15 protein-coding genes are annotated in these 18,717 nt (G+C 35.1%); 6 read left to right on the top strand and 9 right to left on the bottom strand.

Annotated elements, in window-relative coordinates; genetic code table 11:
• Window positions 1–65 precede the first annotated feature (65 nt).
• The gene (gene crtID, locus IEV50_RS15350; RefSeq protein ID WP_188415970.1) at window positions 66–1,547 is read left to right on the top strand and encodes a bifunctional phytoene desaturase/3,4-desaturase; all 1,482 of its coding nucleotides are present in this window, start codon (window positions 66–68) and stop codon (window positions 1,545–1,547) included.
• Between the two features lie 412 nt (window positions 1,548–1,959).
• Here crtID and IEV50_RS15345 read toward each other — a convergent pair whose 3' ends face one another.
• The 5 genes from IEV50_RS15345 to IEV50_RS15325 all read right to left on the bottom strand — a co-directional run bounded on the left by IEV50_RS15345 (window position 1,960) and on the right by IEV50_RS15325 (window position 5,041).
• Window positions 1,960–2,490, bottom strand: a complete 531-nt coding sequence (locus IEV50_RS15345) for an RNA polymerase sigma factor (protein WP_188415968.1) — start codon at window positions 2,488–2,490, stop codon at window positions 1,960–1,962.
• Between the two features lie 134 nt (window positions 2,491–2,624).
• Window positions 2,625–3,641, bottom strand: coding sequence for a UDP-N-acetylmuramate dehydrogenase (gene murB, locus IEV50_RS15340; RefSeq protein WP_188415966.1), 1,017 nt, complete (start codon window positions 3,639–3,641; stop codon window positions 2,625–2,627).
• A gap of 40 nt (window positions 3,642–3,681) precedes the next feature.
• Complete coding sequence (locus IEV50_RS15335) at window positions 3,682–4,125, bottom strand: hypothetical protein (protein ID WP_188415964.1); 444 nt, start codon at window positions 4,123–4,125, stop codon at window positions 3,682–3,684.
• Window positions 4,126–4,137: 12 nt separating this feature from the next.
• Entirely contained in the window at window positions 4,138–4,590 is a 453-nt protein-coding gene (locus IEV50_RS15330; RefSeq protein ID WP_188415962.1) for a protein-disulfide reductase DsbD domain-containing protein, read from the bottom strand.
• A gap of 13 nt (window positions 4,591–4,603) precedes the next feature.
• Window positions 4,604–5,041: a sterol desaturase family protein gene (locus tag IEV50_RS15325; RefSeq protein ID WP_188415960.1), complete on the bottom strand. Its 438-nt coding sequence runs from the start codon at window positions 5,039–5,041 to the stop codon at window positions 4,604–4,606.
• Between the two features lie 163 nt (window positions 5,042–5,204).
• Here IEV50_RS15325 and IEV50_RS15320 point away from each other — a divergent pair, with 163 nt between their 5' ends.
• The 5 genes from IEV50_RS15320 to IEV50_RS15300 all read left to right on the top strand — a co-directional run bounded on the left by IEV50_RS15320 (window position 5,205) and on the right by IEV50_RS15300 (window position 12,614).
• A complete protein-coding gene (locus IEV50_RS15320) occupies window positions 5,205–5,810 on the top strand; it encodes a TetR/AcrR family transcriptional regulator (RefSeq protein ID WP_188415953.1) in 606 nt (201 codons plus the stop codon).
• Between the two features lie 163 nt (window positions 5,811–5,973).
• Entirely contained in the window at window positions 5,974–7,314 is a 1,341-nt protein-coding gene (locus IEV50_RS15315) for a TolC family protein (RefSeq protein ID WP_188415951.1), read from the top strand.
• 2 nt (window positions 7,315–7,316) lie between these two features.
• Entirely contained in the window at window positions 7,317–8,384 is a 1,068-nt protein-coding gene (locus tag IEV50_RS15310; protein ID WP_188415949.1) for an efflux RND transporter periplasmic adaptor subunit, read from the top strand.
• Between the two features lie 84 nt (window positions 8,385–8,468).
• Window positions 8,469–11,663 carry an efflux RND transporter permease subunit gene (locus IEV50_RS15305; protein WP_188415947.1) on the top strand — a complete coding sequence of 1,065 codons (3,195 nt, stop codon included), beginning with the start codon at window positions 8,469–8,471 and terminating at the stop codon, window positions 11,661–11,663.
• 144 nt (window positions 11,664–11,807) lie between these two features.
• Complete coding sequence (locus IEV50_RS15300; RefSeq protein WP_188415945.1) at window positions 11,808–12,614, top strand: hypothetical protein; 807 nt, start codon at window positions 11,808–11,810, stop codon at window positions 12,612–12,614.
• On the opposite strand, the gene IEV50_RS15295 is transcribed toward IEV50_RS15300, so the two are convergent.
• The 4 genes from IEV50_RS15295 to IEV50_RS15280 all read right to left on the bottom strand — a co-directional run bounded on the left by IEV50_RS15295 (window position 12,615) and on the right by IEV50_RS15280 (window position 18,671).
• The gene (locus IEV50_RS15295) at window positions 12,615–13,817 is read right to left on the bottom strand and encodes an MFS transporter (protein WP_188415943.1); all 1,203 of its coding nucleotides are present in this window, start codon (window positions 13,815–13,817) and stop codon (window positions 12,615–12,617) included. It abuts the gene before it with no gap.
• Window positions 13,818–13,969: 152 nt separating this feature from the next.
• Window positions 13,970–15,493 (bottom strand): choice-of-anchor I family protein, encoded by a 1,524-nt coding sequence (locus IEV50_RS15290; RefSeq protein ID WP_188415941.1) that lies wholly within the window; start codon window positions 15,491–15,493, stop codon window positions 13,970–13,972.
• A gap of 443 nt (window positions 15,494–15,936) precedes the next feature.
• A complete protein-coding gene (gene lpdA / locus IEV50_RS15285; RefSeq protein WP_188415939.1) occupies window positions 15,937–17,343 on the bottom strand; it encodes a dihydrolipoyl dehydrogenase in 1,407 nt (468 codons plus the stop codon).
• Between the two features lie 167 nt (window positions 17,344–17,510).
• Window positions 17,511–18,671, bottom strand: a complete 1,161-nt coding sequence (locus tag IEV50_RS15280) for an esterase-like activity of phytase family protein (RefSeq protein WP_188415937.1) — start codon at window positions 18,669–18,671, stop codon at window positions 17,511–17,513.
• Between the last annotated feature and the right edge of the window lie 46 nt (window positions 18,672–18,717).

The raw sequence follows: 18,717 nt of genomic DNA, 5'->3' as shown, positions 1-18,717 counted from the left end.
TTTTTCATACCTCAAAATGACAAATTGCACTCAACAAAATCCCGAAAAATCGCTTTCTTTACACAATGGATAAAAAACCTAAAGTAACCATTATTGGTGCTGGTTTTGCAGGCTTATCTGCTGCAGCATTATTAGCCAAAGATGGTTTCGACGTTACAGTTCTCGAAAAAAATGAAATGGCTGGTGGTAGAGCCAGAACATGGGAGAAAGATGGCTTCATTTTCGATATGGGTCCAAGCTGGTATTGGATGCCTGATGTTTTTGAAAACTATTATAACCTATTTGGAAAAACTGCATCCGATTTTTATGAACTGAAAAGATTAAGTCCATCCTATAGAATATATTTTGGCAAAAACGATATTTTAGATATTCCTGCAACTTTAGAAGCTTTATATAAGCTGTTCGAAGAGCTAGAACCAAACAGCAGTAACAACCTTGATTCCTTTTTATCGCAGGCAAAATATAAATATGATGTTGGAATGAATGAGTATGTTTTCAAACCTTCGCATAGTGTTATGGAGTATTTCGACCCAAGGCTTGCCATCAGCGGAATTAAATTGCAATTGCTCGGAAATATGCGAAAGCACGTACATAAACTTTTCAAAAACGAAAAACTAAGAAAACTATTGGAATTCCCGGTTTTGTTTTTGGGTGCCACACCACAGAATACCCCAGCTTTATATAGTTTAATGAACTATGCCGACTTGATTTTAGGCACCTGGTACCCAATGGGTGGCATGCATAAAATAGTTTCGGCCATGCAAAATATTGCCGAAACACAAGGTGTAAAGTTTATTTTTAATACCGAGGTTACAAAAATTGAAGTTAAGAATAACATTGCCGAAGAAATAATTACCAATAAAGGAAGTTTCAAAACCGATTTTGTAGTTGGCAACGCCGATTATAACCATATTGAACAACATCTTTTGGATAAGGTTAATCGAAAGTACGATGAAAAATATTGGGACAGCAGAACTATGGCACCATCTTGTTTACTTTTTTACATCGGCTTAAATAAAAAACTTCAAAACGTTCTTCATCATAATTTATTTTTTGATGAGAACTTTGATGAACATGCTGAAGAAATTTACACCGAACCAAAATGGCCATCTAAGCCTTTGTTTTATGCTTGTTGCCCATCCGTTACTGATTTAAGCGTTGCACCTGAGGGATGCGAAAATCTTTTCTTTTTAGTTCCGGTTGCACCAGGCTTGAAAGATAGTGAAACCAAAAGAGAAGAATACTTTAATTTATTGGTTAAACGCTTTAAAGATTTAACTGGAAATGATATAAGCGATAGCATTTTGTTTAAAAGAAGTTATGCCATGAACGATTTTATGGAAGACTACCATGCCTTTAAGGGAAATGCTTATGGATTAGCAAACACTTTGAAACAGACAGCTTTCCTTAAACCAAGTATGAAGAGTAAAGTAAAAAATTTATTATACACAGGACAATTAACAGTTCCCGGGCCTGGCGTACCCCCTGCAATCATCTCAGGACAAGTGGTAGCAAAAGAAATAAAAAAAAAGTTAAAAAAAGCTTGACAAATATAAAATTTCCCTTATCTTTATAACCACAAAACAAAAACATTGCAAAACAACCTTAAAACACATAATTATTAAAGGTTTGCATTTGTTTCGAAATTAGAGAGAAGGATTATTATTGAAATAAAACATAAGAATCAACTAACCAAATATATGATAAGTGAAAAGGCCAGGAATTTTTCCAGGCCTTTTGCTTTTTAACCTACTTTGGTTTTTACGAACCAATGTACAAGCTCAATTCCTTGCCTGTAGTGCTTTCGTGGTAAATTTTTGTATATGGCTACACGGAGCAATGTTTAAGTCCAATTCCGTGCATTCTGTAGCAAATAAATCTCAGTTAGATAATTTCGTGGTACCAAAAACAAAAAAGGCCTGAATAAATTCAGGCCTCCAGTTTTTCAATTGATGTAATTTATGCCAATTCTGCTATGGCAATATCTTTTGAATATGTTTTTAAATATTTTTTCAAAATACCACGAGCTACGTGAATTCGTGTTTTTACGGTTCCAATTGGAATATTTAACATATCAGCAATTTCATGATATTTAAAGCCTTCAAAATAACGGATAAATGGAACGTAGTATTCTTCTGGCAATTGCGCCAATGCTTTATCAATATCACCTAACACAAATTTACTTTCAGCCTGATTTTTAGTTGCACTAAATGATAAATTTGCTGAAGAAATATCTTCGCTTTGTATTATTAATGTATTCGTTTTAACTAAACGACGATAATTGTTAATGAATGTGTTTTTCATGATGGTAAATAACCAGCCCTTTAAGTTAGTACCTTCTTTAAACTTATTATAGTAGGTTATTGCTTTAAGCATTGTATCCTGAACAAGATCATTTGCATCTTCAGCATCTTTTGTAAAGTTTAAAGCGTAAGATCTAAGAGATACAGAGTGGTGGTTAACTAGATGATTGAATTCAAATTTGGTCATGATGTTTTAGCTTTAGGGTAAGATTAAAAAAACAAATGAATTGTGTTCTATTCTGCATTTACTCAAACAAACTTAGTACCAAAAATTTTTGGCACGGTGCCAAAAGCATAAAATTACATAGAGAGCAGTATTCGTCACAATATATTTACTTCACGCTCTAAAGTGACTCCAAAAGTAGACTTCACACTGTCTATAATTTGTTCGGAGAAATTGTAAATTTCTTTACCTGAAGCATTTCCATGGTTAACTAAAACCAACGCCTGATTTTTCCAGGTACCTGTTTGTCCGTGTATTTTACCCTTCCAGCCACATTGCTCAATTAGCCAACCAGCTGCAAGTTTTATTTTATCATCTGTTGTTGGATAATGAACCAAATCTGGGTATTTTGCAACGATATCTGCAAATTCGTACTTTTCTATAACCGGATTTTTAAAAAAACTGCCTGCGTTTCCAATAGTTGATGGATCGGGCAATTTGCTTACCCGAATGTGCGAAACTGCAGCAGAAACATCTGCTATACCAGGATTTTCGATTCCCCTTTTTTGTAATTCGGCTTCTATCACACCGTATGATGTATTTATTTTGGATTCAGTTTTTAAGTTGAAGGTGACAGACGTAATAATGTATTTACCTTTTAATTCTCCTTTAAAAATACTTTCACGGTAACCAAAATGGCAATCAGCATAAGCAAAGGTTTTTATTTCTCCTGTTTTTATTTCAAATGCTGTACAACTTTCAAAAATAGTTGCTAGCTCCACACCATAAGCTCCTATATTTTGTACAGGTGATGCACCAACTGTACCCGGAATTAAACTCAAATTTTCAACTCCCGCCAAATTGTGTTCAACACAATAGTTTACAAAATCGTTCCAAACAACCCCTGCTCCTGCTCTAACTTTTACAATATCACTATCGACAAAAGATTCAATACCCATAATGCTCATTTTGATAACGAGACCATCATAATTTTTTGTAAATAAAACATTGCTTCCTCCGCCAATTATTAAAATACTTTGTGTTTTTGTTAAATCGCTTTCAAATAAAGTTTTTAAATCGGCCTCGCTAAATATTTCAGCAAAAAATGCAGCTTTTACGTCGATACCAAAAGTATTATATGGTTTAAGAGAAATATTTTTTTGAATTTGCAGCATGGTGATTTTGTGTTGTGCACAAAAGTAAAATAAAAATTAATTAAGGCGTTATTTTGCCAATGGCCTTATCAAAATTAAAGCTTAAGGTTTCTGCTTTTTCACCTCTAATTTTAACACCCACCAATTTCCAGCCTACAAATTTTGGTTTTGTTTTTTCCAAATCCAATAAACGATATCTTTCTTTTGTTAAAGAAGCACTAATTTTTCCTACACTATCAGATTCTTTCTGTTCTAAATGCTCTATCTCACCTTCCAAAACTGAAAGAACAGAATCCAAATCATTGCCTTTCTTTAAACTATCAGAGTATGCTTTAGGCGAAATATTGTAAATACTATCTAAAGTAGAATCATCGAAATCTAGTTTTTGAGTGCTACTTTCATACTTCGATTCCACTAAATCTATTGCTCTGTCTTTGTCGGTTTTCTTCGAGCAAGAAACTGCAAAAACCGTAATTAAGAGAATTGGAATATATTTATTTTTCATAAGATTTTGGTTCTAAATTACTGGTATACTGAACTCGATTTCTTCTGCAGGACGGCATTCTTTTGTATTACAAACTGTGAACTCCAGCTTACCTTTAACTTTAACCTGCGTTAGCCTTAATTTGATTTTCTGATGAAAAACAACAGACTTTTCAAAATAACTAACATCTGTTTTTAACACCTTCTCAAACTTAACTAAAGGTTTAGGCTCTAATGTTTTGCCAATGATTAAATAATCTTTTCCTCTGTAGAAAACAAAACTAGTCTGTAAAGTCTTTGTTCCACCGCTTTGTGCATAAATATGCCAACCATTACCAATCGTAGCTTTTAGATATACAATTGCTCCGCCATTTTTTGCTTTTGTAGCTGCATAGCTCCACTTAACCGGAGATGTAATTTTGAATTGAGCTTTTAGATATTTTGAATTTAGTAAGAAGAAGATTATAATTATCGCAAGTTTTCTCATGTTTTAAAAATAATCAATTCGTTACCTTCTTCCTAACAAACAACAATCCAAACGCTTTGCCGTTTTTCTTACCCATATTTTTATGATGAATTTTATGTGCTTTTCGAACAGCCCGTAAATAAGAATTATTGCTTTTAAAGGCTTTGAATCGCCTATGAACAAACCAATCGTGAACAACAAAATAAATCATTCCATATAAAGAAATTCCAAGACCAACAGAAAATTTTACACCTAAATTTTCTTTATCAATATACATCAGGAAAAGCGAAATTCCTGCAAATATAAAAGCAAACAAATCATTCCATTCGAAAAAAGATTTCGATTGCTCATGATGACTTTTATGCATAAACCATAGCGGCCCATGGAATAAATATTTATGGATAAACCAGGAGAAACACTCCATTAAAATAATGGTCAATAAAACTACAAATACGTTTATCAAAGCCTGCACATCTAAAAATTTGATTTGTAAATATATATAAACCAATGGAAACCGCTTTAAATGTCATTAAAATGTAACGATTTTACATTTTTTCAATCGATTGATTAGCAATTAAAATTTTAGATCTATTTTTGACTAAAATATTAAAAAAGTCAGAAAGTAGAAAAGTAAAATGATTGTAGCAGATAAGAAGAGAGAGCAAATTATTATAGGAGCAATTAAACGATTCACTCATTTTGGAATTAACAAAACCACGATGAATGATATCGCAGAAGATTTAGCTGTTTCCAAGCCTTCTTTATATTATTATTTTCCGGATAAAAAGCATTTGATTTTAGGTGTAATTGAGAAAGTATTTACTGACTTCTATGAAGTTTTAAAGAAAAAATACAATCCCGATCAATCATTAGAAGAAATCTTATTTAACTCCATTGATGTTCGAAATACATTTTTTCAAAAATATTACATGCTCAGAATTGCCGAAGGGATTCCAGATCTTTTAAATGATGATATCATTAAAACCAAGCTCAATTCTATGAAAGATTTGGAAAAGGATTTTTTTACAATTGTTTTTACCCAGGCGAAGGAGAAAGGCGAAATAGACCATATAAATATGAAACATGTTTCGGAACTATACCTGGAAAGTTTGATGGGCCTTACCACCATGTGTGTAATGCAAACAGGTAAAGACATTTTGCCCGATAAAAAAATCTTAAACAAAATGACACAAAAGCAAAAAGATCTCTCTTCAATTTTCACTAAAGGATTGATGTGTTGAAAAAGAATATAGAGCAAAGCAAAAACAATAAAAACTAAAGTAGAAAGACTAGAGAAGAAACCGCAAAGCTTAATAATAACGAAAAGCAAGTTTAGCAAGTTACTAATCTTGATACTCGCTTCTTTACACTAAATAAGAACCTAAAAACAAAAATCAATACATTATGCTTAGAGTAAAAATGGTAAAATTAATGCTTATCCTGATAACTGGCATGGCTTTACCACAGCTGGTATCCGCTCAGCAGCAGATTACCTTAAAAGATGCGTTAACTTATGCGCTCCAAAACAACACTAACGTTCGTAAATCGAAATTAGATATTGAAGGTGGAAGATATAAAGTTCAGGAAGTTAGGGCGCAAGCTTTGCCTCAAATTTCTGGTAATGCAGGATTAACATACAACCCTATTATTGGTCAATTGGTTGCAAATTTTGGCGGTCAAACTCAGGCAATTAAACTCGGTCAGAACTGGAATTCATCTGCTGGTATTCAGCTTTCTCAACAGTTGTTTAACCAACAGGTTTTTACAGGTTTGCAAGCCGCAAGATCGAGCGAAGAGTATTATAACCTAACTTCTCAACTTACAGAAGAGCAGATTATAGAATTGGTTGCCAATAACTACTATCAGGTTTTAGTAAATAGAGAGCAGTTAAATGTAATTGATACTAATATTAAAAATGTAAGAGTGGTAGAAAAAATTGTTTCTAATCAATACAAAAATGGTTTAGCCAGAAAAATTGATGTAGACAGGATTAGTGTAAACATTACAAACTTAACTACACAACGCGAACAAACGCTTAATGCGATTACTCAACTGGAAAATCAATTAAAGTTTTCGATGGGAATGCCTGTAACAACAGATGTTCTATTACCAAAAACAGAATTAACTGAAGTTAGCAAACTGCCGCAATTTTCAGAAGCTATTGATTTTACAAACCGGACAGAAGTTAAACTATTGAATACTCAGGATAAGCTTCTGTCGCTTCAGCGAAAAGCTTATGTGGCCGAATATTACCCTAGTTTAGCATTAACCGGAAACTATACTTATTCCAGTCAGAGTGATGGCTTTGATTTTCTATCATCAAATGCTGCTGCAATTGGTTATGGCGCATCGGCAATTGGCTTAACGCTAAAAGTGCCAATTTTTAACGGCTTTTTAACCCGTTCAAAAGTTCGCCAGGCAGATGTGGATATCAAAAAAGCAAAAGAAGACAGAAAGGAATCTGTAAACTCGCTTAACTTAGCTTACGAGAATGCTAAAATTCAGCTTCGAAACAATTTAAATACTATAACTTCTCAACGTAAAAACGCAGAGTTGGCGCAGGAGATTTACAAAAGCACACAAAACAACTATAACAACGGCTTAGCCTCTTTAACAGATTTATTGGATACCGAAAACTCGTTAACCCAAGCACAAAACAGTTACACCCAGGCCTTATTAAATTACAAAATAGCCGAAATACAATTAATAAAATCAAACGGAAATATTAAATCGCTAGTACAATAAAAATGAAAAGAATAATTACCATAATAATCGTAATTGTTGTTGCCTTGGGCGCAATAGCTTATGTTTTAAGCAACAATAAAAAGAAGAACGAAGCGAAAACCGCATTCATAGCTGAAGGTGGCGGAGCCGTTGCTGTTCGTGTTGCTACTGTAGAGAAAAAAGTTGTTGATTTGGATTTTGTTGCAAACGGAAACTTTGTTCCTAAACAAGAATTAAACTTCTTATCTGAAAATGCTGGTCGTGTAAAAGCAATTTATGTTGATGAAGGTGCTCGCGTAAGTAAAGGACAACTTTTAGCTCGTATTGATGCTGAAATTATAAATACCGACAGAGAAACTGCTGAAGCTTCTTATCAAAATGCTAAAAGAGATGAGGCGAGATACCAAAGCTCTTACGAAACAGGTGGCGTTACACAACAACAGCTAGACCAAGCAAAATTGGCAACGCAAAATGCAAAGCTTCGTTTACAAGCTTCACAAAGAAAGTTAAGCGATGCTAATATAAAATCGCCAATAAATGGGATAGTAAATAAACGCTACATTGAAGTTGGTGCTTTTGTTACTGCTCAAGGAACACAGTTATTCGAAATTGTTGATGTTTCTAAACTAAAGCTTAAAGTTAATGTCAATGAATCGCAGGTTGCAAGTTTAAAAATTGGCGACAAAATTGACATTAAATCATCCATTTTTCCCGACGAAAAATTCTCAGGAAAAGTTACTTTCATTGCAGCAAAAGCTGATGCAACATTAAACTTCCCAATTGAAATTGAAGTATCTAACAATACAAAAAACAGCTTAAGAGCCGGTATGTATGGAACGGCTGTATTTAATTTCCCTAAACAAGCGCCAAGCATCCTTGTACCACGTACCTCTTTTGTTGGTAGTGTAAGTAGTAACCAACTTTTTATCTATGATAAATCGAACAACACTTCTAAAATAAGAAAAGTTGTTACAGGTAGAATTTTAGGCGATAACGTAGAAGTTATTAATGGATTGACTGAAGGTGAAACTGTAATTACCAGCGGACAAATCAACCTGGCTGAGGGCACTGCTGTTAGTATCGTAAAATAATTCTGTTTATAATACTCAGTTTGCAGATTGTCATCCTGAGCCTGTCGAAGGACAATTTTACTTCAATCGCAATAAAAAATTAAAATGAAGATAACAGACATATCTATAAAAAGACCCTCGCTGGTAATTGTGGTTTTTACCGCACTTACGCTACTTGGGCTGTTAAGTTACTTTTCGTTGGGTTATGAATTACTTCCTAAATTCTCGAACAACGTAGTATCTATATCAACCATTTATCCTGGTGCATCGCCGGCAGAGGTTGAAAACACGGTAACCAAAAAAATTGAAGACGCCGTATCATCGATGGAAAATATCAAGAAACTAAATGCTGTTTCTTATGAGAGTTTATCTGTTGTAACAATTACTTTAACAGATGCAGCAAACATCGATATTTCATTGAACGATGCGCAACGTAAAGTTAATGCCATCCTTTCTGATTTGCCTGATGATGTAAAAACACCCTCACTTAGTAAGTTCTCGCTGGATGATTTGCCGGTTATAACCATGACGGCTTCGGCAAACATGGATGACGTTAGTTTCTATGATTTAATCGACCAAAGAATCGCTCCGGTAATTTCGAGGGTAAGTGGTATTGCACAAGTAAACTTAGTTGGTGGTTCTGAGCGTGAAATTCAGGTTGCATTAGATGCAGCTAAATTACAAGGCTATAATCTTTCTGTTCCTCAAGTACAGCAAATGATTTTGAGCTCTAACTTAGATTTCCCTACCGGAAGTGTTAAAACTCAGAATCAAGACGTTTTAATCCGTTTATCAGGTAAGTATAGAAGCATTGATGAATTAAGAAATTTAGTAATAACAACATCTAAAGACGGTGCTCAAATTCGTTTAGGCGATGTAGGCGACGTTCAGGATTCGAAAAAAGAAACCGAGAAACTCGCTCGTATTAATCGTCAGTCATCAATTGCCATTCAAATAATTAAACAGAGTGATGCGAATGCAGTAAAAGTGAGTGAAGGCGTTCACGCCATCATTGCTAAGCTTAAAACAGAGTATGCAGGCAATAAGCTTGATATTAAAATTGTTAACGATAGTTCGATTTTTACATTAGAATCGGCAGATGCGGTAATACACGATTTAATTCTTGCGGTTATTTTGGTTGCATTTGTAATGCTGTTTTTCTTGCACAGTTTGCGTAATGCGTTAATTGTAATGGTATCTATCCCGGCATCTTTAATTGCAACTTTTATTGGTATTAGTTTGTTTGGTTATACCTTAAACTTAATGTCTTTATTAGGCTTATCTCTCGTGGTAGGTATTCTGGTGGATGATGCGATTGTGGTACTGGAAAATATCCAGCGACACATGGAGATGGGTAAAAATAAGGTTAGAGCAGCTTCTGATGCAACTAGAGAAATTGGGTTCACCGTTATATCGATTACGATGGTTATTGTGGTGGTATTCTTCCCAATTGCAATCAGTTCGGGATTGGTTTCTAACATTTTACGTCAATTCTGTGTGGTTGTAATTATAGCAACCTTACTTTCATTGGTGGCTTCATTTACAATTGTACCTTTACTTTTTTCAAGATTTGGAAAGTTAGAACATATTGAAGGCAAAAACATATTTGGTCGTTTCATTTTATGGTTCGAAAAACAGCTTAAAAAATTCACCGTTTGGATTACAAGTATTTTAACCTGGTCGTTAAACCATAAAAGACGTACCATTTTAGCAGTTGTTGTATTATTCGTGGCGGCAATGTGGTTAGCTGGAGCTGGTTTCATCGGTTCAGAGTTTTTCCCTAAATCGGATAAGGGAGAGTTCTTAGTACAGATTGAATTACCTAAGGATGCACCTTTAGAGCAAACGAATTTCTACACACAAAAGGCTGAAGCTTTCTTAGATAAACAACCTGAAATTACACAATTAATTACAACAGTTGGCCAGGCCAGTGGTGACTTTGGCGGAACTCAGGCAACAGCATATAAATCAGAGATTAACGTAAAGTTAGTTGATCGGGATAAACGCGAAGGTATGTCATCTGATGTATTCGCTACAAAAATGAGTCGTGCTTTAGCTAAAGTATTGGTTGGAGCAAAAGTTAAAACCGTACCGATTAGTATTTTGGGTATCGCTGAGAATGCGCCTATTAGTTTAGTAGTAATGGGCTCTAATTTAGATAGTGCTTTAAAATATGCAGAAGGTGCTAAGAAAGTTTTGGCATCAATTCCAGGAGCAACAGAGATAAAACTTTCTGTAGAAAAAGGAACTCCTGAAATTAATGTTCAGGTAGATCGTGATAAAATGTCAGCTGTTGGCCTAACCCTTTCAACTGTAGGTTCTACTATGCAAACTGCTTTCGCAGGTAATACTGATGGTAAATATAGAAAAGGCGAATACGAATACGACATTAACATCCAGTATCAGGATTTCAACAGAAAAGATATTGATGATGTACGTAATCTGATTTTTGTAAATGATAAAGGTGCGCAGATTAAGTTATCTCAATTTGCAAACATTACCGAAGGTTCAGGCCCAAGTCAGTTAGAACGTTTTAACAAATCGACTTCTGTATCTGTTCAGGCACAATCTATTGGTCGCCCTACAGGAACAATTGTTGGCGATTTCAAAGCTAAATTAATAGAACTACAAAAGAATGGCAAATTGAAAGCGCCTGTTGGGGTAAGTTATACTTGGGGTGGAGATGAAGAAAACCAGGCTGAAGGTTTTGGTACTTTAGGCATTGCATTGCTGGCAGCCTTAATTTTGGTTTACCTAATTATGGTAGCTCTATATGATAGTTTTGTATATCCATTTGTGGTGATGTTCTCATTGCCTCTGGCATTAATTGGAGCTTTCTTAGCATTGGCCTTAACAAACAACTCAATCGGTATTTTCACCATATTAGGTTTTATTATGTTAATGGGTTTGGTGGCAAAGAATGCGATTATTCTTGTCGATTTTACAAACAACATGAAAGCTGAAGGAAAATCGACTATTGAAGCATTAATTTTAGCTAACCATGCTCGTTTACGTCCAATTCTAATGACAACCATTGCCATGATTTTTGGTATGCTTCCAATTGCATTGGCGAGTGGTGCAGGTGCAGAATGGAAAAACGGTTTGGCATGGGTAATTGTTGGTGGTTTAACAAGTTCGTTATTCTTAACTTTAATTGTTGTACCGGTGGTATATCTAATTTTTGATATGATGTTAGAGAAACTAGGTTTCAACAAAAAAGGTAAAACAATAGATGAATTACTGGAAGAACCCTATGACCATAAAGACGTTTTAGAATACGATATAGACGCAACACACTAATACAACATTTCAGGATTAACAATCAAATTAAGCTGCCTTTACCCAAGGGCAGCTTTTTTATTTTAGTCAATTTTTAAAATAAATATTTAGAATAAAAATCCACAGTCGAAACAAATAATAGCCAATTCTTGTATATTAGAGCATATGTTTAAAATTATCCCTCAAATAATTCTGGCACTTATCGTTTTAGTTACTCATGCTCAGCATCCACCCATTTTCGATGCCATGAAAAGTGATTCTTCTTTTATAAAAATTTACGATTTAGACATTACCCTGGTTAAATATAGTTACAAGCCAAATGGTATTCGTTTTCTAGTGGTTCACGATAATGAAGATACTGGAGTTAAAGCAGGTTTTGATTATATTCGTTGGAATGGTGGAGAAATTATTGATAGCCAATATGGCGGCGTTCGCGATTATAATTTCAGTTATATGGATGATATTTACCGCATCGACCCAAATGCAATTTACACCGAAAGAGGCATCAACACGAGATTAAAAAAAGACGAATTCAGCTCAGGCGAAGTCGAAAAAGCTTTAAACGCTGCCGGAAAACAGATTATAGACTTCTATGACCCAAAATCTTTAGGTTACATTTTAACTTTACACAATAATGGCGATGGTGGTTTTGGAATTTCATCTTACCTGCCTGGTTACGATTTATCAAGCGCTGCTGATTCTGTTTATATTAATTTTGAAATGGATGGCGACGACATGCTTTACGTAACTGATTTAAAGCTTTTTAACAGCTTGAAAAAGGCAAATGTAAACGTGATGCTTCAATCTAAATTTGTAGAAAATGATGGTTCTTTATCTGTTTATGCCATGCAAAATGATCTTCCATATATAAATGTAGAAGTGCAACATGGCCATTTAGAAGAAAACTTAAGGTTAATAGAGCTTGCGATAGCCGCACTAAAAGAGCATAATCTTATTAAAAAACCTGAATGATTATGCAATTGCTTTTATTTTGGTAACCAAAAAGCTTACAAAAAGCCCAAAGCAACCTATTACCGCATAAGAATATTGCAAACTCGATAAGGCCGAAATGTAGCCGATTATGGGTGGCCCCATTAAAAAGCCAAGATAACTTACACTTGAAACCATAGCAATCGCCATACCAGGAGCTATTTTTCCATTTTTACCTGCCACGCTGTAAACAGTTGGTACAATACTCGAAACGCCTAACCCCACAAGCATAAAACCAAGAGTTGCCGTAACAACAAAAGGAAAAAACACAGAAATAAACATTCCAGTTGAAATAATAATTCCGCTAAATTGGATGGTGCGTTTCCGCCCTAGCCTGGCAATGATTGTATCGCCAACAAAACGTCCTGTTGCCATCATTACCATAAAAGAAGCATAGCCTAAAATTACTAAAGATGATGGCGCTTTTACGATCTCCTTAAAGTAAACCCCACTCCAATCGAACATTGCTCCTTCAGTAGCCATGCTACAAAAACCTATAATTCCCAACTGCAATAAAACACCCTCAGGTTTAATAAAGAGCTTTGGTTTTCTTTCTGTTTGCGCACCCTTCCCCGGCACAAGGTGTTTATAATTAAAGAAAACATTTATCCATATTAAGGCAACAATAATCCAAAAATGATAATATGGAATGACATGAAGATTAACCATGAGCAGTCCAACCAAAGCCCCTGAAAAACCAGCAATACTCCATGCCCCGTGAAAAGAAGTCATTATTGGTTTAGTAAATAATTTTTCGGCTTCTACACCTTGCGTGTTTACGGCTATATTGCACATATTCCCTATTACACCGAAAAGAAATAGAAAAGCAGCCAAATGCCATGGAGCTGTGGCCAAACCCAAATTGCTTAGTGCCAAAACATATAATGGAGCGGTAATGGTAAGAATTATTTTACTTCCATACTTAGTAACTAATCTACCGGAAATTGGCATCGTAATCAATTGACCAAGTGGTAATGCAAGTAAAATACTACCCAATGCACCATCAGATAAATTCAATGTGTGCTTAATATCAGGAATACGGCTTGCCCAGGAAGCAAATGCAATTCCTTGCCCGAAATAAAATAAGGATACTGCCAGGCGAGTTCTATTTGGACTGCTTTGCGCTATTACAGGTTTATCTACTGCTTGATTTATTATTTCCCGATTTGCTTTAAAGTCTTCCAAAATACGATATTAATATGAACGAGGTTGTTCTGCAAAGGTCTTTAAATCTATTGAAAATAGAAAGACAAAAATATCATTTGTAAATAATTATTAAAGCAAAAAGAGGCACCTATGAATAAAATAGGAGCCTCTTTAAATATTATTTATCAATTTTAAGCTTTATCTGGCTGATAAAACCTAACCGTTCCATCATCTTCGCTTGAAACAATAAGCAAACTGCGTCCGTTAGGACTATCTTTAGGTTTAACAAACATTAAACCTTCAGGTGCATCTCCGGTGGAAAACAACTGAACAAACTTTGGAGATTCGGGTATGCTTACATCATAAACAGCAACCATATCTACCCTTTCCATTCCTATAAAAGCTAAGGTTTTTCCATTCACTTGCGCAACTGTAACACCTTCAACTTCAACACCTTTATTGTCTGAACGGGTATCATCATATTTGCCAGCATCAATTACCCTTTGCTCTAAATCTTTACCAACATTGGCAATTAATTGCCCGGTATTTGCATTAATAATGCTCATGCTACGTCCGCCTGTTGAATACAATTCATCGTAATCACCATCACCATCGGTATCACCAAAAGCCTTTGTTACGGTTAATCTACCAAGGTTAGCATCTAATTTAAGCGTTGAAGCAGTTGGAAACCTGGTTGGATCTAAATTTAAACTCTTAACTCTTCCTTCTTCATCATAACCTTTCCAGGCACGGGTATCACCTTCATTGGCCAAGGCTAAATAATTGGAACCATTAGCAGAAAAATAAGAAATTGCATCTGGCAAGTAAAAAGCTTTAATTGGCCAAACACCAAGTTGTATTTTTCCATCCAAATCACTTACATCAAAAGCATTATCTGCAAGACTAATATCTCTTATCCCTAAAGGCATAATTTTGGTTAATGTACCTGCAACAACATCAAGTTCGGCAACTGCATTATTTTCTTGCAGGGTAATGTAAGCCTTTTTAGAATCTGTTGAAACAGCTACATATTCAGGTTCTATATCTTGTGCAAAAGTTGCTTTTGGTCCGTAAATTCTTAAACCCGCAGCAACAAGTGAAGTTTTTGAACTTTCAAATCCAGAGAAATCTAAAGTTTTAACTGTATAATTAGACTTAACATTGATAACAGAAACAGAACCTACTGGATCGATTGTATATTCATCGTTAGGTTCTCCTTCATTTGCGCTTATAATGTAATTGCCATCCGGACTAAAAGTTACCATATCTGGCATTGCGCCAACGCTAATTTTTTTCACTTCTTCTAAAGTGGTTGTTTTAAGAACAACGATATCGCCGTTAGATTGCTTGGTTACTCCATCCAATGCAATAGCCAATAATCCATTACTAACTGCAACACTATTTATGCCTGCATTTGTAGGAAAAGTAAGTGTTCTAGATTTGGTAAGTGTTGGATAAGCACTTAAATCTATCACTTCTACTTTTGTACCGCCATCATTGCTAACAACAAAAAGTTTTTTGGTTGAAGGATCGTAAGCAGATATTTCTGCTGAAGTTACTCCACCCAAATCTATCATAGCAATTTCTTTAAAACTAGAAATGTTTTCTGGGATGATGGTTTCTGAAGGGTCTTCAATTGGATTATCTGATTTTTTGCAAGCTGTAAATGCAACAGAAGCGATTAACAAAGCGCTAAACAATTTTTTAGGGTTCATGGTTTTTTGTAATATCTGAATCGCAAAAATATAATTCAGCAACGCTGATTTTTATCCATTTACTGTTATCTTTTTGTTAAGGAATTAAGAAATAGAGATTAAGCTGAAAGGAACGGCTGAAAAAATGTTTCGATTTTTTTTGTTCTTGGCTTTTGCATGAGGGATAGCAGTGAAAATCCTTTTTGATTTTTCTTCAAAAAAGATTGTAACGGATAGCCCGACCCTTGCGCAGCTTGGGGCATGCCCAAAAAACTTTAGTAAGAAAGAGACTGTCTCATCCATACGAACTGTCATCCTGATCCTGTCTAAGGACTTATAAAACATTATTTTAAGCGTTCCGACAGGCTCAGCATGACAATATTCAAAGAGTAATTTGATTTATAAAACAGCCTATTCTTATTGAGAGAAGTTCTGAAACAAGTTCAGCATGACGTTTTTGTTTATTAAATATGTATAGCCCTATTATCAGTAGCAGCTAATGCAGCCTCTTTGAAAGCTTCTGTAAAGGTTGGGTGCGCATGGCTTGTACGGGCAATATCTTCCGCAGATGCACGGAACTCCATAGCAAGAACAGCTTCTGCAATCATATCCGCAGCACGTGGACCAATCATGTGTACACCTAAAACTTCATCTGTAGCTGCATCAGCTAATACTTTAATGAAACCATCAGTATCCATGCTTGCTTTAGCTCTTCCACTGGCTTTGAAAGGAAATGAACCCGATTTGTATTTTGTGCCTTTTTCTTTCAATTGCTCTTCTGTTAAGCCAACAGATGCAACTTCAGGCCAGGTATAAACTACTCCTGGGATTAAATTATAATTGATGTGTGGTTTTTGTCCGGCGATGGTTTCGGCAACATAAGTTCCTTCATCTTCAGCCTTGTGGGCCAACATGGCACCGGTAATTACATCGCCAATTGCATAAACCCCAGGAACCGAAGTTTCTAAATGTTCATTTACCGGGATTTTTTTACCTCTTTCTTCAATGGTAATTCCGATTTTATCTAAACCCAAATCTTCGCTGTAAGCTGTACGACCAACGGCCACGATACAATAATCTGCATCGAAATTTATGGCTTCGCCTTTTGCGTTTTCTGCAGTTACGGTTACGATTTTACCTTTTGCAGTAGCACCGGTTACTTTGTGGTTCATGTAAAACTCCATACCTAAGTTTTTCTTCAAAACGCGTTGAAGTTCTTTACCCAAACTGGCATCCATTGTTGCGATGATGGAAGGCAAAAATTCGATTACAGAAACTTTTGTACCCAGGCGGGCGTAAACGGATCCTAACTCCAAACCAATAACACCACCACCAATAACAACCATTGATTTTGGAACTTCTTTAATATTTAAAGCTTCTGTTGAAGTGATAATTCGTTTTTTATCGATTGGCAAAAATGGCAGTGTTGTTGGTTTTGAACCAGTAGCTATGATAACGTTTTTAGCTGTTAGTGTTTCTGTAGAACCATCTGTTTTGGTAACTAGAATGGTATTCTTATCTACAAAAGAACCAAGACCTTCGTAAGAATCGATTTTATTTTTCTTAAATAAATAAGTAATACCAGCAGTATTTTGAGCAACAACGTCGTCTTTACGAGCAATCATTTGCGGCATGTTTACTTTAAGGTTTTTTAAATCGATACCATGAGTAGCAAACGTATGAGCCGCGTTATGGAAATGTTCTGATGAATCTAATAAAGCTTTTGATGGAATACAGCCAACATTTAAGCAAGTACCTCCAAAAGTTTTATATTTTTCTATAACTGCGGTTTTTAATCCTAACTGAGCACAACGGATTGCGCCAACATAACCGCCCGGCCCTGAACCGATAACAACGACATCGTATTGCATAATTTCTTATTGATTTTGATTGGCCAAAGGTAGGGAAAAAAGGTTGAAGGTGAAAGGTGCAAGGTTGAAGATGAAAGACATGATGCAGTAAAATTTCAGCAATCTGAACAGAACTAAGAACTGCAAACGCTGTACTACAAACTGAAAATTGTCAACTGCAAACTGATTTACGGCATTACCTCAAAAAGAAAAAACTGCTGTACTTGCATTTTAGAGAAATTATTATCTACACAGAAAATTAAGGTCTTATGGCCATTAGGTAAATTGGGACCAAAAGTTATACCTTCAAAATTATCGATATGGATATTTAATACATCAAAATCAAAAAGCAACTTCTTTTTTAATGGTTTTGGAGGATCTTGTATAAACGATGGGTTATTTATTTCATTTTCTGCTCCATTTAAATCTACAAGATAGAGTTTTATAAAAGTATGATCGTTATGCCCTTTTGCCCAAGCCCGCTCCATAATTAGAAGCCTATGGTTATTAATTGCCAAAATCTCTGAAATGCCATTTAAATTCCAATCGCTTGCTGAAGTTGGATTTACTGGCAACTCACCCAAATTATAAGCGTATTGCGCTATATTTCTTTTACTATCAACATCAAATTTAGAAATCCGGGTTACGGCTCCAGCGAAGCCGAATGCAGCTTGCTTTCCATCTTGATAAAGTGGCTCTTCTAAACTTGCATACAGCGATTTATAATTATCCGCATAACTTAAGCCTTCAAAAAAGGCATTTTTACGCACACCATAATCCTTTTTAGTAATTTCAAATCCTTTAGGCAGCGGAACCGTATCTAAAAATTTTCCTTGAGGAGATATAAAAGTTAAAGCTGGCTGTACAATTGTTGTATCCGCTGACCTGCATAATCTTTCGCCTTCATTACTCCATACTAATTGGTTTCGTGTTGGGTCGAAACGTACTGATTCTCCATCAGCTTTAGAGTTTTTGCCATATTGGTACTTTGGATATTGCTGTCCGTTTTTCTGCAAAATTGATGTAACGCCAGTAAATTTAACCGTATCAATTTTATGCTCTTTAATATCAATTTTTGCTGTATAAACTCTCGCCGGACTATATTGTGATGGGTCATCGCTAATTAAAAAGTATTGGTCGTTCTTTACATCATAATCAATTCCAGATAAACCACCAACCAATGTATTTTGAAAAGTAACATTTTGAGACAAAATATATTCATCCAAAAACTTGATAGATGAAACTGATGTTTCTGCTTGCTTTGATATATTTCGTGTTGACGAACAAGAAGCCAACAATAAAATAAAGCATAAATAGATAAAAGAAATTTTATGTGATGCTCTTTTCAAATTGAAATAGTTTTTTGGTAAAAGTATTTAAAATGTTGAAGGAAAT

This window comes from Pedobacter mendelii, assembly GCF_014635725.1.
In the GTDB taxonomy this organism is placed as follows: Bacteria; Bacteroidota; Bacteroidia; order Sphingobacteriales; family Sphingobacteriaceae; genus Pedobacter; species Pedobacter mendelii.
Note: the sequence above shows the minus strand (reverse complement) of the source record. Positions and strands in the feature narration are given on the sequence as shown.